11 protein-coding genes and 2 pseudogenes are annotated in these 14,706 nt (G+C 54.2%); 1 reads left to right on the top strand and 12 read right to left on the bottom strand.

Annotated features, from left to right (window positions below):
• Positions 1–9: 9 nt before the first annotated feature.
• The 3 genes from AC1VXC_RS17530 to AC1VXC_RS17520 all read right to left on the bottom strand — a co-directional run bounded on the left by AC1VXC_RS17530 (position 10) and on the right by AC1VXC_RS17520 (position 2,433).
• Positions 10–1,434 carry a hypothetical protein gene (locus AC1VXC_RS17530; RefSeq protein WP_481538549.1) on the bottom strand — a complete coding sequence of 475 codons (1,425 nt, stop codon included), beginning with the start codon at positions 1,432–1,434 and terminating at the stop codon, positions 10–12.
• 43 nt (positions 1,435–1,477) lie between these two features.
• A complete protein-coding gene (locus AC1VXC_RS17525; RefSeq protein WP_313172233.1) occupies positions 1,478–1,738 on the bottom strand; it encodes a PAAR domain-containing protein in 261 nt (86 codons plus the stop codon).
• 101 nt (positions 1,739–1,839) lie between these two features.
• Positions 1,840–2,433, bottom strand: coding sequence for a M15 family metallopeptidase (locus AC1VXC_RS17520; protein ID WP_313492775.1), 594 nt, complete (start codon positions 2,431–2,433; stop codon positions 1,840–1,842).
• Positions 2,434–2,829: 396 nt separating this feature from the next.
• On the opposite strand from AC1VXC_RS17520, the gene AC1VXC_RS17515 reads away from it, so the two are divergent.
• On the top strand, positions 2,830–3,663 hold the full coding sequence (locus AC1VXC_RS17515; RefSeq protein ID WP_481538548.1) for a hypothetical protein: 834 nt from the start codon (positions 2,830–2,832) through the stop codon (positions 3,661–3,663).
• Positions 3,664–4,023: 360 nt separating this feature from the next.
• On the opposite strand, the gene AC1VXC_RS17510 is transcribed toward AC1VXC_RS17515, so the two are convergent.
• From AC1VXC_RS17510 to AC1VXC_RS17470, 9 genes and pseudogenes are all read right to left on the bottom strand, one after another.
• Positions 4,024–5,022, bottom strand: coding sequence for a DUF6708 domain-containing protein (locus tag AC1VXC_RS17510; RefSeq protein ID WP_481538547.1), 999 nt, complete (start codon positions 5,020–5,022; stop codon positions 4,024–4,026).
• 246 nt (positions 5,023–5,268) lie between these two features.
• Complete coding sequence (locus AC1VXC_RS17505) at positions 5,269–6,318, bottom strand: DUF6708 domain-containing protein (RefSeq protein WP_481538546.1); 1,050 nt, start codon at positions 6,316–6,318, stop codon at positions 5,269–5,271.
• A gap of 286 nt (positions 6,319–6,604) precedes the next feature.
• Positions 6,605–6,727: pseudogene (locus AC1VXC_RS17500) on the bottom strand (transposase); the annotation flags it as partial.
• A gap of 73 nt (positions 6,728–6,800) precedes the next feature.
• Positions 6,801–7,013: pseudogene (locus AC1VXC_RS17495) on the bottom strand (transposase); the annotation flags it as partial.
• An 82-nt stretch (positions 7,014–7,095) separates the two neighbouring features.
• Complete coding sequence (locus AC1VXC_RS17490) at positions 7,096–8,019, bottom strand: DUF6708 domain-containing protein (protein ID WP_481538545.1); 924 nt, start codon at positions 8,017–8,019, stop codon at positions 7,096–7,098.
• Positions 8,020–8,823: 804 nt separating this feature from the next.
• Positions 8,824–9,915, bottom strand: a complete 1,092-nt coding sequence (locus tag AC1VXC_RS17485) for a phage holin family protein (protein WP_481538544.1) — start codon at positions 9,913–9,915, stop codon at positions 8,824–8,826.
• A 5-nt stretch (positions 9,916–9,920) separates the two neighbouring features.
• Positions 9,921–13,121 (bottom strand): toxin VasX, encoded by a 3,201-nt coding sequence (locus AC1VXC_RS17480; RefSeq protein ID WP_481538543.1) that lies wholly within the window; start codon positions 13,119–13,121, stop codon positions 9,921–9,923.
• Positions 13,118–14,026: a DUF4123 domain-containing protein gene (locus AC1VXC_RS17475; protein ID WP_482995075.1), complete on the bottom strand. Its 909-nt coding sequence runs from the start codon at positions 14,024–14,026 to the stop codon at positions 13,118–13,120. Before AC1VXC_RS17475 ends, AC1VXC_RS17480 begins: the two co-directional genes overlap by 4 nt.
• Before the next feature lies 1 nt (position 14,027).
• The coding region (locus tag AC1VXC_RS17470) for a DUF2345 domain-containing protein (RefSeq protein ID WP_481538541.1) at positions 14,028–14,706 on the bottom strand (679 nt) is incomplete at its 5' end.

The following is a 14,706-nucleotide window of genomic DNA, read 5'->3' as shown; positions in this document are numbered from 1 at the left end:
ATCCAGGGGTTAGTTGACTGTTGGCATTTCAGCCGCCAGCGTCGGGGAAGAAAGCGGCTCTACGAGACCAAACAAACGTTGCTGCGTATCGGCAACACCCAGCAACAGCACCGCATCGGACTGCCGTTGCAACTGCGCCTGGGCCAGGGCCAACTGGGCAACCGGCAACACCGGGCCAAGCTCACCTGAGCACACTGCAAGGGCAAGGCTTTGTGAACTGAAATCGAGGTCCGGATTGAGCGCAGCCGTGACCGCCGCAGTGGCGACAATGGATTCAGGGTGCTGATCGGCGTCATGCAGCACGAACTGCACACGGCCCGCATCGGCAAGCAAAGGCTGCAGCCACTGTTGCGCCGCCGTGGCGAGCTGACGACGAAGCTCCGCAGGCCGGCTGCCGTAAACCGGCTCCAGACGCTCGACCTGTGGGCGCCACAAGCGCCCCGCGCCTTCACCTGCGAGTGCGATGCTGCTCAACAGCACACCGGCCGCACCCTCGCCCGGTACACGGCCCTGCGCGTTCTGGGTGGTTGCCAACAGGCCCTGAGCCAACCATGTGTTGATGACACCGGCGTCAATCGCGGAGTAGCAGGAAACCAGCAGATGCCAGCGCGGCGTACCTGCGCTCAATGCATCCACTATGCGCTGCAGATGCGCCCACACATCCCCAGGGCGCTCGAGCACACTGATGCGAACATCAAACCGACGCGCGTCCAAGCCGGCCTGCACGGCTTGCTCCTGCAGCCATGCCTGTACCCAGTGACGCAATCCGTCAGACCACGCCGGTGAAACCACGAGTTCGACAGTAAGAGCGTTATCGACCCGTTCTTCTTCCCGACGACGCAAGCCGGCAACCACGACTTCTTCACCGCCAACGATTGCTGGCATCGCCAGATAGGCAGCATCCAGCAATTGCTCCAGGACCGGCTGCAACAAGGCCGTCGCACGCCGCTCATGGGCTGCGGTATCGATATCACCTTCACGCTCGGACAACACCAGCCACTCGTCCAGATCAGCTACCGCGCTGACCCGGATAGGCAGGTTGTTGGCGTCGCGAAACCGATTGTCCAACTGTGGCCTGGGCAGCGCCGGTGCCACGGCCAACATTGCGTTGGCGTCCGTAGCCGCAGCCAGATTGATGCTGGCTGCAGTTATCGCCATCGACGGCAGCGCCGCGCCGGGGGCAGCCACCGTCGCAGCAGAGGGCGCCTCAGCGCCGCTCGCGTTTGTTTCAACCACCTTTTCCACGCCGCGCGACAGCATGCTGCGCAGCATGTAGCCCGCACCGCTCAAGCCTACCGGCAGTACGCCGAGATAGGCCAACATCTGCATGCCATTGGGGGTAGTGCCGCTGCTACGCCAGTACATGATGGCCGCTGCCCAGGTGGCAACGAAAACCATCATCACGCTCCCCACGTTCTTCAACCAACCTGCCATCAGTCGCCGTGCTCCATGCCCGCTCCTGTACTGCGTGTTGCGATTAGCCCAACCCGGTGCTGCTCTGTGTTGCCAACAACGTGGCACCACACGCAGTGCGATCTCCGTCACGTGCGACAGGCTGCCCGTCGATTACGACGGTAGCGTCACCACTGATGATTGATGTTGCCCCGTGCACCGCACAAATGGCGCGGTCCCCTATCCGGGAAACAGGTTTGCCATTGACGTCGGTCTGGCCAGTGCCAGACACCACGCTACCGCCATGACTCAGTTTGTCACCGACAACGATAAACGGTCGTGCCATGCATCATGCTCCTTGATTCGCCGTGACCCGGCCTTTCCATCGCCCCTGTCCAACGGCGACCCGAGTCATCACCGGCTTACGATACCAGCACTTGTCCGCGCTTATAAGCCTTGCCGTCGCAGTTCATCGCGCTTTGCATTGCGTGCGGTACGGCAGCGATCCGTGTCTTCGACGTGCACGTAGTCCTTGATGCTGCGCCAGTTCCCACCCCAATCCAGACCTGCCTGTTCAGCAAGCTCGCCGTACAGAAAATAACCTCGCCGGGTCCACGGGTCTTCCATGTCCCATTGCAGACGCCCGTCACGGATTGGCGCGCTGTCCACACCCAATCCGTACTGGTGGCAGCTCTGCCAGGCGCCGGCACGCGTGGCCTTACCACCCGCCATCAGCTCGGCCTGCCGCTCGGGGCTGCGGTAGCCTTCGATCAGCACCATCTCGTAACCATACTGGCGACGCATCACTTCGTAGATAGCCAGAACGCGTTGCTGCAGATCCGGATCAATCTGGTTCCATTTGCGATCAGCCGTAACTATCTCTGGTCGCAAGCGACGAATCTCGGTGGTGGTGAACACCTCTGGCGGCGGCGCTGGCGGCGGGGTCAAACGCTCGCCACGCAGCAACTGCGCAACCATCGAGCCGGATTCGGCGAGGTCATCTCCGCGAAAATCCGACAGCACCACGGTTTGCCGCGACATCAGAATTATCACGGGAGGAATCGACAACAGCCCGATGGCTATCGCCAACACAGGCCAATGGCGGCGCAGCGCACCGCGCGCACTAACGACTTCTTCACGAACCCCACTGCGCACACGCGCCGCGCCCTGACCTGCACGATCACCCGCGCGCCCTGCCCGCTGCCGAGCCGCTGCCCAGCGTGCCTGCAATCGCGCAAACACCGGACCCAGCGACTCAGGAAACAACAAGCCCCAACAAAGCAGTGCAACAAGCAGCAACAGCACAATGGCTACAACGACAATTACAGTCACCGGTCCTCCATGACGACAATGCTGGTTGACGCATCGAGAGGCTTACTCTACAAATGCGCGTATTCGTTTCGGCACTAGCCGACTCAAACCAAGGGCTGGAAGCACTTGAATAATGGCGGAATCAATCGGCCGAGTCTGCTCTCAGGGGGAGCGCAGAACAACGGCCCGGCACCGAACACGGGCCGCATTCTCGCAGACATGGAAGGTCGACAGGTTGCCGCATCGTCGCGCGCCACCAAAGACCGCCCCACTCAACGCCGGCGCGTCTGGCTGTGGGTTGGCGCGTGTTGCGCACTTCTACTGTCGTTCACGACTGCGACGTTGTGGTGGCTATCGAGCAGCGCGTCACAGGACAGCACCGAGTACTCGCTGAACCCGGATGCAAACCCAGATTCATCTGTAACCGGCGCTACCGGCCACCCCGACGCACCCTATGCTGCGCCCAGCGATGGCGCTGCGATGATCATTGATGCGCCGGACAGCGCAGATGCCAAGAACCGCAACGCGACACCACCGGCTGTGGAAACCGCCGCAGCGAACGCAACACCAGCGCCCGCAGCACGGGATGCACGCGTGCAGCGCACAACAGCGGCCGCACGCCCTGCTGCAGGCAGCAGAAATGCGGACGAGAATCTTCTGGGCACATTGCTGGGCATCATCAAGGAAGAGGAAAGCAAGAAGAAGAAAAGCGCTGCCGCGCCACAGCCTCAGACCATGGATGATCTGATCGCGAAAATTGAAGCAGACGACAAGAAGCGTGCCGATGACGAACGCGTTGCGTTCGAACAGGTTGCAACGCGGAAGACTGCCTCGACCGAATCGACGATCCAGACCCAGCTGCGTGCGTGTCCTGGTGCGAACACCACCAAGGGCCTGGAGTGTCGCGCGAAGATCTGTGCCGGCGTACGCGGCAGGGATCCTGCTTGTCCTGCCATGTGATGGCCTGCCTATTCGGATTTGGAATCGACTGAAAGTCAGAAGTTCCTCAACGACGCGTATGCAGATGCAGTCGTGACGACGTCCTGTCCTCCGTCTCTACTTGTGCCCACGAGCCCGCCGCTGCGGGCTTTCCCATAAGTCACGATTGACTCGTCCATCGACCATCGACCATCGACCATCGACCATGCGCGAGCCTGTCGGAGACGAGCCTCAACTTCGTAGCGATTTGACTCATCGCCGGTCTCGTTGAGGTTGGTTTACCCGGAGACCTCTAAGGATGTCCGGATCAAGGCCATGGACAGGCGACACACGCCTGCACAGCACTCCATGCGGCCTCACCGAAAATATTCCCCGGAAATACTAAGATTTACCTTTACGTTGCTGCCGCTCACGATAGAGTTCGCTTGCTCTTGCCACCACATCTGGGCGGCCGCCAAATTGATCAATATAGTCCGGCTCGTCCCAACGATCTGCATCATTTGGATCGAATCTACTTTCAGCTTCGGTTGCGGAGGAAAAGCGAGGGACCGCGCACGTCAGCATAACCACCCATCGTGTTAGCGCCAACGTCCAGTACAACGGAAAAAAGAAGTACCTGAAAGGAAACAGCGACTTTCCAAGTAGGAAGCAGGTCCAGCGATAAGCATTTACAAGAGTATTACGCACGGACAGCGTAATAACTTTATCCGCGTCGTGAGAAACCGCACGTTGCGCACCCCACTCCATGTACCGTTTAATGAACTCCCAGCGCTCACGCACCCGCCCTGGATCATCATGGAAGATCCCGACAGTAAACGTTTCTATAATAATTCCATTTTTATCAAGGATATGGCAGCGTAGATCGCGCAAAACCGAATTTTGACTACCCCGTCCAACATGGAAGAAAAGAGCATCACTCCCCCACGGCACGATTACTTCACCACCTGAAAGATTGCTTCTGAAAATATGAACCTTCCTCGTTAGCCTGTTAAATCTTACCGGATAGTACCGATATGAAAAAAAGTCATGCCTTAACACAAGGTTCCAGAAGAAATACACCAGACCGCTAGTTATGCTTAACAGAAAAATCGCTGCAAAAAACTCGGCCATCGAAGGATTAGCAGGAAGAATACTTGCGATCGCACATATAGCGGTAACGACAAAAAAAACACTAAGGACACCTGCGACCAAGGTTGGAGCAAAACCTTTCATCGAAAATGTTCGATCTACAAAATCCGCATAAGTAGAGTTCAGTGAAATCAGCGAAGTGGAGTCGCCTGGAATAACCTCCTCACTCACACCTAACGCAAGATGATCAGCCTTTTCAACATTGGTGATGCCTCGCCCTTTCTCAAATCTCGGATACCAACCCGTCAACATATCGCCTCACTCCTCTTGCGCGCATATCCCGATCCGGATCTTTAGCGGATACTCTCGACTCTCAACGTCCGCATCCTCACAACGCTCAGATGTCAAACGCTCCAATAGCAACACTATAGCCAAGCGTGCCTCAAGTTATCACCATCAATCCGGCATACATCCGCTTGAGATCGGCGTGCTCGGCTTAAACGTCGCGCGACGGCTGCACCTCCGAAGCTTCGATGCCGCCGCAGTCTTACGAACTCTTTAAACGACGGCCTTTCCATAGATTTGTGCTTTCAAATCTGCGTCCAAGGCTTTTGCTTCCTGCACTGATTCCCTCCAATAGGTCATCATCGCCTCTGCCTCGGGTCCCTGCTTCACTCGCCCAAATACTGCCGGCGCCTTGAGGCCATCGCCTTGACCGCTAAGAGACCTGCAATCCGCAAGCACGGACGTAGGCCAAATCGGCTTACGGCACAGCATCATCGTCAAATAGCGGGATAATGCCCAAGGGAGAGTCAACGGCAGACCCAGCAAGATCATTCCCGGACCTGGGGAAGATACGTGCATGATGAAAGCGTTGCGAAAGCTAGGTACAACGGACGTAAGCAACTGCAAAGGTGGGAACGGCAAAGCATCAGGACCTGACTCCATGAAGCGTTTGATCATCTCCCAACTAGCTAAAGACAACCCTGGACTACCTCCGCTATCGGAACCCACGGCAAACGTATGGACCACAATGCCGTCACGCATCACGTTTCCCCGCAAGTCATAGGTATGACCTTCATCTGGCCCAACAGGCTTGTCTCGCCCGATGTAGAAGTGCACGTCGTTCCAGGGGACAGATATGGCACGACGGTTTCCGCCGATAAAGACGTGCACCATACGCGTCACCCGATTAAATCGAATTGGGTAGTACTGATATCTAAAAACATCCCGCCCCAACAGCATCCAGTATGCAAGGCCTGCGATTGAGAAACAAAGCAAGACCAAAAAACCAACGGCATAGTACTCACCCTGTACGATCACTCGTTCGCCAGCGATCTGCACCTGCCAAAGCACCCATATCATCCCGGCCGCGAATGCCATTACCAGCACAATCAAAAGCGCCCCCCACATCGCTGCCCAACCACGATAGTCGAAGTGGCGATCCACATATTCGAGGTACGTCGAGTTTATCGCTATCAAACCCTGATCTATTGGTTTAGAAACCCTGAAAGAGCGAAGACTGCCGAATCCAGCGGCGATTTCGTAATCTGACAAAGAACGCCCCACCTTGTAACGCTGGGCTAACCAACCCGCAAATTGGCTCATGCGCTAGGCCTTCGAAAAAAACACACCATCATTTGCATCACCACTTCCCCAATAAGTCGATAAACCGCAGTCGATCCAGGATAAGGCAGGCCAATTGCCCAACGGTAGACGGCAATCCCGCCCTAGCTACGAATGATCAACTGGTTGCCTCCAAGATGATCTCAAGGGCCAGCGCCGACTTGCGCCGGGCGCTCCAGCGCTTGACCTCTTCCTCAATCTTTTCGCTCATCGGTGTCTCCTTTGCGGAAAACTGACACCTGAGCAGGATTTTAGTGGATCATTACATAAAGACCTGGTAAGTCGCATCGAAAGTTCCAAGCTCACGGCAGACATCCTTGACCTGCGTTCCAAGATCAACCTGCTTCAACGTCGTAACGATATGACTCTCTGTGAATTTGCTCTTCCGCATCAGTGATCTCCTTGAGGCTAGTTTGCCCGGAGACCTCCAACAATACCTGGATCAAGTTTACGGGCAGGCGACAGGCGTACATCCGCTTGAGCTTTGCGTGCTCAGCTTCAACGTCCCGCAACCGCTGCGCGTCCGAAGCTTCCATACCGCCGTACTTGTACTTCCAGACGTAGTAAGTCGCATCGGAAATGCCAAGTTCACGGCAGATATCCTTGACCTGCCTTCCAGCCTTAACCTGCTTCAACGTCGTAACGATTTGACTCTCGGTGAATTTGCTCTTGCGCATCAGTGGTCTCCTTGGGGCTAGTTTGCCCGGAGACCTCTAAGAATGCCTGGACCAAGTTTACTGGCAGGCGACAGAGGGATTGCTAGTTACTAAGTGATTCGTTATCCACGGCCTCCGGCCATTTAACAGCAGGAGAAAAGCGCATCGCAAAGTAGTGCGCAACCCCCATTGGCAAAAAAAGCCAGAATGTCAACAGAAGAAACGGAAAATTAAAAGACCAATCACCTGCCGTCATTCGACTACGCATTTTCTCTCCATCTTTGGCTGGGTCAAACATGCGCATATAGTGGAACAAGCTGCGCCGAAATGTTACGTCTTGATTTCTAGGCTCGCAAGCAGGAACACCCGACACGCCGGACTCCATGTATTCAACACAATAATCCCAAGCATCATGCATCTCTTTGGTAGTTGGCCAATTACCCATCAATTGAAAACATCCGCTCACATCAGAGCGCCCTCGATCTATTAACCAAAGGGAAAACCTCTGCATATAGACCTTGCCCGTGAATCCCTTATAACAATATATCTTGGCATCAACATCACTCCAGTCGAAAACCCTTACAGTCACAAGCCATTCCCTAAATGGATTCAAGCTATAGGAATGTTCATAAACATAGATTTTCTTAAGAGCCCTATTAAAACGAACTGGCCGATCACTCGAAATACCAAGATCCGTTTTGAATAACAGAAAAACAATCCAAGACGCACCTAGCAATAAAACTGGGAAAACAAAAACAACAGCAATAACTTCGCTATCCAACGGAAAAGCAATTTTTATAAGCAACAAAAAACAAGCGAAGAAACAGAAAAGACCTAAGATTGCGAACAATAAAGGGCCGCCCCGCATAATTATCGAAGACCTTGATATCTCCAAGACAACGTCATCGATTCTATTAACCAACTCGGCCGGCAATTTCGGACTCCCCCAATATGCGGCACCGTCTTTCGGCAAATCCTCGACCCACCGCCCAGCGATTAGATTGGTGCGCCCATCTGCAGAAATCATCGATCTTCGTCCTTTACTTCAAGAATAGCACGAGCTTCATCGTCGAAAGAATCCGCCCAATAATCCCACTTCACCCTGGCTTTTCTAACTCGCTGTAATGACCCACCGCGTTCTACTCAGGTCATACGGTTAACGTAGCGACATAGGCCGCGTCCGAGGTCATCATTTTGAACGCCTGATGTGGGCGCTGTTGGTTGTGGAAGGCGATCCAGCCAACAATCACCTGCAGCGCCTGGGTTTGGCTCTAAAACCGATGTCGACGTGCCGCCGAATAAGCTCCAAAAGTTGCATCTGGCGTTCTCATCCCACATATATACTTAGCAGAGGATATATGTCTCCAGGTCCTCCCCCCCCTTCTTCAGAAACTAGACGCCTGCGCGATGTCTTGGGTCTTGCCGGCCAGCGGAGTCGTCGACTCACCGATAGATAATAATAATTACTTACCCCAATCCGCTGAACGCGCAGTTCCGTTCCATCAAAATACTTAGACCTTGCGGATTCTCCTGTTCAAGCGCATCGGATAGTGTGTGCAGTTAGAATTTGCGATTCTCTCCAACCAGAGAACCTCGCCAGCTACGAACCGGGACAGAGGAACGATGAAGATCCAAGAATGCGCAAGGAATCCGACGCTCATTCTCGCAAGAAGGCGGCCCTAAAAACATAACTCGATCCAACAGGGCGCCAAGCGGCGCATAGGCAATCCCTCCAGTCAACCCAAGAAACGCATTGGAACCCTTTAGTAGATACCAGCGGTTAACAAACTCCGGAAACGCTGAGTTGACAAGTCATCCGCACACGTTCTCATCACCGACTAAAATCAGAGAACCAAGGTGGAATTCCGATTACCGCAAACATCATAAAGACAAGCACCGTGCTAATACTTCCCAGCAGGAGCCAGCGACGGTTCAAATAGTCCAGATTCCCATCATAAGCAAGACGCTCTGCAGCGGTGAGCCCTCTAGTTCTGAACGAGCTCTCTGGAGAGCGTACTGACATGTCCGCAAGAATATCCGATGGCCAATCAGGTCGAGGAGCACGACGCCAGATCCAAAGCCCTGCGCGTTCGAACCAATACATTATGGCTCCAACCACAGAAACATAGATCACAGGGAACGCACCAGGCTTTATACGATGCTGGTTATCCACAAGCCCCCCGTACAACCGTCTATCGAGCAGCACATAGTCCGCAGCAGCATCATCAATGGATGGCAGTGGATCCACAGGAGGCAGAGTCTTCGGGTCTCCATCCATATAATGGCGAATGAATTCCCAAATCATTTCAGGCGCACGATTGTCGCGATTGGGCTGGGCCAACGGCACACACGAGCGGATACGGCGATCGGAACTGTCAATATCAATCACGGCGAGCACATAACCTGTCGCAGCACCTGCCAGACTATAGCTCCTGGACACCAAAGAAACGGGTTGTGCGGCGTCATAATCTACGGTGACCCAGCCGCTCTTCTTGTCAATCCAGCAATAAAACTTCCTTAGCCTTCTGCTTAGCACAACCGGGGGCGGGGCGGTGCGTCTAACAGCGGCAATTGACCATACAAAGAACGCGCCACCGATCAGAAGGACCACCCCATAGGCGGCCGCGAGATAAGGCCAAAAGTCAGCCCGTGACAGAATACCCCCCAGTACCACACGAGATAAAATCATACTCAAGCTTGCACAGCCGAATACCAAACCCAGAATGAACGCAAAACCCCTGCTGGACGCTTCGGTAGCAGGTGAAAATGTCATGAAAGAGTTATTAATTGTTTGGATAGCACTGAGAGAGGCGGGCTCGACAGCTTCCGCCTCACTGCGCATACTCAGTAGTTCCCCCCACCAACCACTCTTTCCTGGAAGGTGACTCATTCCGAACAACGCGTCGTGAACATTCCTAGCCATGGGCACTAATTCTTCTTTGCAGTAGGAAATTCGAGATTAGTTGAAAGGCTTGGAATTCCATTGCGATCGGGAAAATACTCCAATCGCATGCCAAATCCTACAACCTCTGTATAACTCTCATTTTTCTCACCAAACCATCGACCTAGCGTATTCATTATTCCCAAAGTCATTCCGCGTCCCGAACCCAATCTGCCTTTTACTACTGCAGCTCCACTTCCATCAACTTCCACCTCTGGCTGCCCCTCCCCTCCTGTCAGCTTAATAGATCGTCTGAAATTCCTTGCCTTTGACTCACCTTCCGCCAACTCAAATGAAGAAACAGGAAGCCTCTTCCCGTCTGCGGTAAACCCAAAGAAGCTGACAGAAAGAAACGTCCCTTCGGCATATCTCGGCAAAGCGATCTCATAGAGCCCCAGTGCAGCATCTGCACTAGAAATAGAGCTAAGATTTGCTGCCGCGACAAGAGTAATTCGCTGAAACTGGTACACCTCGTCCTCAAGCCCAGAAAAAGCGCTAACGGTGCTCCGACCATCCAGGAGGAAAGGACTTTTTTTTGCGATATCGCCACCAATCTGTTTTCGCTTACCGAACACCCCGTTATCCAACCAAAACTCGACTGGCGACAGCTCATCGTCAGAGGTTCCGAAAGCCTGAATTATCATGTAAATTGATAGACCCAAGGCGGCCACTGCCAGCAGAAGCCATCCTACGGGCCCCAGTGTTATACCCAGCATCGTCGCGGAAGCAGCGCCCCCCGCGGTTGCTCCGAGCGCCGCCGTTGTGAAACCAAACGCTGCGACCGAGCCGGCAATCGCTGCAGCGCCAGAACCCAATGCCCACAATCCAGAGTCTCGGTCGCCCCGTTCAATCTTGACGGCACCCTGAAAAACTGTGAAGAGGCCGTCAGCCACGCCTGCATACAAACTCAATTTCGCAGCGAATGCCGTCACTGGCACTAGTTCCGCTGCAGATGCACGAGCGGTGAGGACCTGGACCGCTACGCGCAGCTCCAGACCGGCGCTTACCGCAGCAAGTCCAGCAGAAAACAACTTGACTCCGTTTTCTGCCCGATTTTTCCCCTTAATAAAATCTGCTGTGGCCCCCCAAATTGATGTTGCTTGGAAAAGAAGCACCGCAGAACTCATCATCGCATCAGCTTTTGACGCAATACGCGCTAGGTGATTTCTTAGAAGAGGATTATCGGGAACCTCCGTGGCGGGAATTCTAGTTTCAACTCCTTCAAGGCCAAGTCGTCGTAGCGTAGCCTCGTCAAAGCGCACACCACTTTGCACCCTGCGAACCACCCAGAGGGCCACCTCAGCCGTTTCGCGTGAGCTATTTGGCTCAGAAAAAATCACAGCACCATTGACTGCTTCAGAGAGGACCCAACCTTGGTTGCGAAAATTTCCTCTCGTCCTCATGTATTCCATTCCGTCGACCATTGGACCCACACTGACAGCAGCCCTAGCATCAATTCTCGCAGGTCCCGTTGCAATCTCCATCATCCATTGAGAAACCCGCTGCCAAGTTGTTCGATGAATCTCTGGAGCGGGCACCAGATCATCTCGCACTAGTCCTGCGATTGTGACCCTCCGCAGGAGCATCGCAAACTGATCAGGTCTACTCTGTTGCAGCCTTCCCATCACGCCGGTAGCTGTTTCGATAAGCGAAGCTGTAGCTCGATTCGCCGCTCGCTGCAATCGAATCGAAACTCGAAAATTATTGATCCGCTCCACCATGCCTTTGCCAATCAACAGTTCACTCGTGAGAGATTTGGCCAAGCCAACGGAGTCCAGTTTGTCCTTGAAAGACGGCGGGGCAGCGCCCATTAGCTCGAGCACAGCCTTGTCCGAAGCAGCAAGAGCTCTGGAAAGCCAATTCCCCGGATCTGAGTCAGCGACATCCAAAACTCGCTCCCAAACCTCTCGCCTCTCCCCCTCATCAACTCCTGAACCAGCCACGCAGTTAATTACCATATTTTCGAAGTTCAGCGAACTGCGATCGTCATCAGGATCAAAATCAAACCTCTGCTGCGCGTCCCATGCTGAAGAGTTCATCCAGATACAAAAGTCGGACCCCATCCCCTTGGTTTGCGCAATGTACCCGTTGAAAGCTTCAGAATTACCCAACGCTTCGCGCCACTGCGCCTCGTCGATGTGCTTCAAATATCGCTCTGGCCCATAATTTCTATTCCACCAAGGACCAGGATTTGATTCTGCACTCGCTCTAATTCCCTCGACCATCTCCGATACAACGCGGCGACGCGCCCTCTCTGGGTCCAGCATGCCTGATGCCTCGGCCGCGAGCGCGGACGCACGGTTTCTATTAAAATTTATTTGAGCGGTTATGCCGACGGCATCCGGAAGAACCAAAATAATTCCCGTCTTTCGAGGGACGTCCTTCGATATGAGATCCAAAGTGGCCTTAACAAAGAAGGGCGACTTTGGATCCAGCGTCAGGAAATCACCTGATAGGCCACGCTCATGCAACGGCTCTAGCAAGTTGTCGTTGATTCGAGTCCGCACGGCTGCTGTCGCGTAGTCAGCAACATATGCATCTAGTTGTCCAGGAAGCTGCATGGCGCAGGGAATGTCACTTCCTGTCCCGAGCTTTTGAGTAGACGCAGCTTTAACCACATCAAGCTCAAGCATTCTTTTCTCGCGTCGCCCATCCTCATTTTTTGCATATTCTGAAAGAACTCTTTGTGTCCACCGATAACGACTGTATGCGATCCAGACTTTTTTATCTTTCTTCGGATCGATCACGATGGCCTGTAGCGCATGCGGATTATGTTCCGCGCGAGAGCAGGCAGCCTCAGGCCCGGGCTCTAGCGGTAGCATATTTACAGGAAAATGTCGTAACAGCCCGATCTTGTTTACTTCATAGGCGTCCCAAGAGCCGTTCTCCTTTAGAATATAAAGGAAACCAGCAGGCAACGCCCGCATCACGTACCAATGCTGCTGTACCGTCTCTTCACCAGAGAACCCGCTATCCAGGGCAGTGAGGCCTGAGGCAATCTCGGCCGACATCCCTTGCATGGATGCAGTAAACGTACTAAACGGCCTTAGCTGGATTGGAAGTGCCGTATATGTTACCGGCAATATTGCCAACCCCTCCTTTACACAGTTCGGACACTTCCCATTCGTCGACTGGTTAGTGATGCTTTTGGCGTTGCTCAACGCGTCAGCGATCCCGATGCCATTCATGTCCAACTCCTGTATGCCACTTGCCCTAGCCGTTCGGATAAAGCTGTCCAGAAAACTTCGCTCAATGCTTCGAGTTCGACCACTGGCGACCTACCTTCACGAATGCCGTTGTCCATGTGCCAGCGCACCTGCTCGTCATCGTCAAAGCCCTCTCCCAGCAGAATGCTATGAAGTGCATAGCTGACGACTTCATAGTCGCTTTGCAATAACCACTTTTCTAGCCCTTTGCGCATTATTCGATCAACACTCACACAATCGATCTTCCTTATCGCAAAAGCATCAGACTTCAACACATCAAAGAATTTATTGATGCGTCCAAAATTCAGGAATCTTTCTGTGTTGAGTAGCTGAAGTTTCGAATTTTGGGATTCAGCAACCATGGTGAGGCTTTCAGCTCGTCCATCCCTAGCAATCCAGCACCAGCGTTCAGCGGGGGAAAGCAGAGTTTCAATCTCATCTGAACCCGCAAATCTGGTCAGAAGATCCATGACGCGAGGGTCCCAGAAGCGAAACAAGCGACGTTCTCCGTCCACTCGCACTGAAGCACTTTCCGCCAAACGCTTGGCCACCATTTTTGATGAGTGCTTGGTCACAAAAAAGGCGCACACGGATCGCGCACCGGCCACCAAGCCTTGCCGCCCATCAACCTCATCAATCGCTCGTTCTAGAGCCGAATCGATCAAACTGTCGCGGCCCACTTCACCTAACATAATGAGATAGGGAAAATGCACTTCGCTCATTAGCGTAGGATTGATAGGAAGGCTGGTGCGTTCCCTTTCCTCGCCCCCAATATCTCCAAGTGGGTCCCCAAGTATCGGGTCGATCAGCATGAAGGTAGTCCAACCATGCAACCCATCTGAGTCGCGAATTGCATCGGCGATTACTTCTCGAACGGTTATGGGCACGCTAGACAATTGCCGCTCCATCCGCAGCTGCATCTTGATTCTTGAAATCGCACCCTTTGAACGCAGCCGATGTTTTCGAGGTCCTGCCCACCACACCAGCCGGCCCCGTCCAATCCCTCTGGCTCGCCTTGAACTCAATCTTCCCTGGCGCACCCAATTCGATGTTGTCGCCTTCGATCCGGATGTAGGCACCAGCCGCCGTAGCCAGCAGGTGCTTGCTCGGCGACGCCATCTCGATATCAGCTTCAGTGCTGGCGATGCGGACATTGGTCTTCGCGGCGATCGTGGCTTGGTTCTTGTGCGCCCTTGCGCTCACCTTGCCTTGTGCCGCGTGCAGGGCAATCCCTCGCTCCTGATTGGGGCTTTCCTTGCTGCCTTCGCTGCCTACCGTGTACAGCACCATACCTTGCGCGACTGCCAGGCTCAGCGAACCCTGCGTCATCCAGTTCAACGCAACGCCGCTGCTCAGCAAGGTGTGGGTGCCGCTTACCCAGGCTTGGTCGGCCGGGGTCAGACTCATTACGCCGGCTACGCCGCTGCCGAGCAATACCGGCGCACTCCAGCCGGGTGCTTCGCCATCGCCGCCATTGATGCTGCCGGCGCTGCTGCCGCTATGCGTTGCTTTGAGCTGCTCCTGCAACTCGGCCAGGGTTTGATCGATGGGAAGTTCGGCAGGATCC

Source organism: Stenotrophomonas sp. STEN033 (genome assembly GCF_056856655.1).
This window is presented reverse-complemented; position numbering and strand designations above follow the sequence as displayed.

Bases quoted from the DNA above. Each gene is read 5' to 3' on its own strand.
- AC1VXC_RS17530 (WP_481538549.1), bottom strand. From the start codon at position 1,434: ATGGCAGGTTGGTTGAAGAACGTGGGGAGCGTGATGATGGTTTTCGTT.
- AC1VXC_RS17525 (WP_313172233.1), bottom strand. From the start codon at position 1,738: ATGGCACGACCGTTTATCGTTGTCGGTGACAAACTGAGTCATGGCGGT.
- AC1VXC_RS17520 (WP_313492775.1), bottom strand. From the start codon at position 2,433: ATGTCGCGGCAAACCGTGGTGCTGTCGGATTTTCGCGGAGATGACCTC.
- AC1VXC_RS17510 (WP_481538547.1), bottom strand. From the start codon at position 5,022: ATGTTGACGGGTTGGTATCCGAGATTTGAGAAAGGGCGAGGCATCACC.
- AC1VXC_RS17505 (WP_481538546.1), bottom strand. From the start codon at position 6,318: ATGAGCCAATTTGCGGGTTGGTTAGCCCAGCGTTACAAGGTGGGGCGT.
- AC1VXC_RS17490 (WP_481538545.1), bottom strand. From the start codon at position 8,019: ATGATTTCTGCAGATGGGCGCACCAATCTAATCGCTGGGCGGTGGGTC.
- AC1VXC_RS17485 (WP_481538544.1), bottom strand. From the start codon at position 9,915: ATGGCTAGGAATGTTCACGACGCGTTGTTCGGAATGAGTCACCTTCCA.
- AC1VXC_RS17480 (WP_481538543.1), bottom strand. From the start codon at position 13,121: ATGAATGGCATCGGGATCGCTGACGCGTTGAGCAACGCCAAAAGCATC.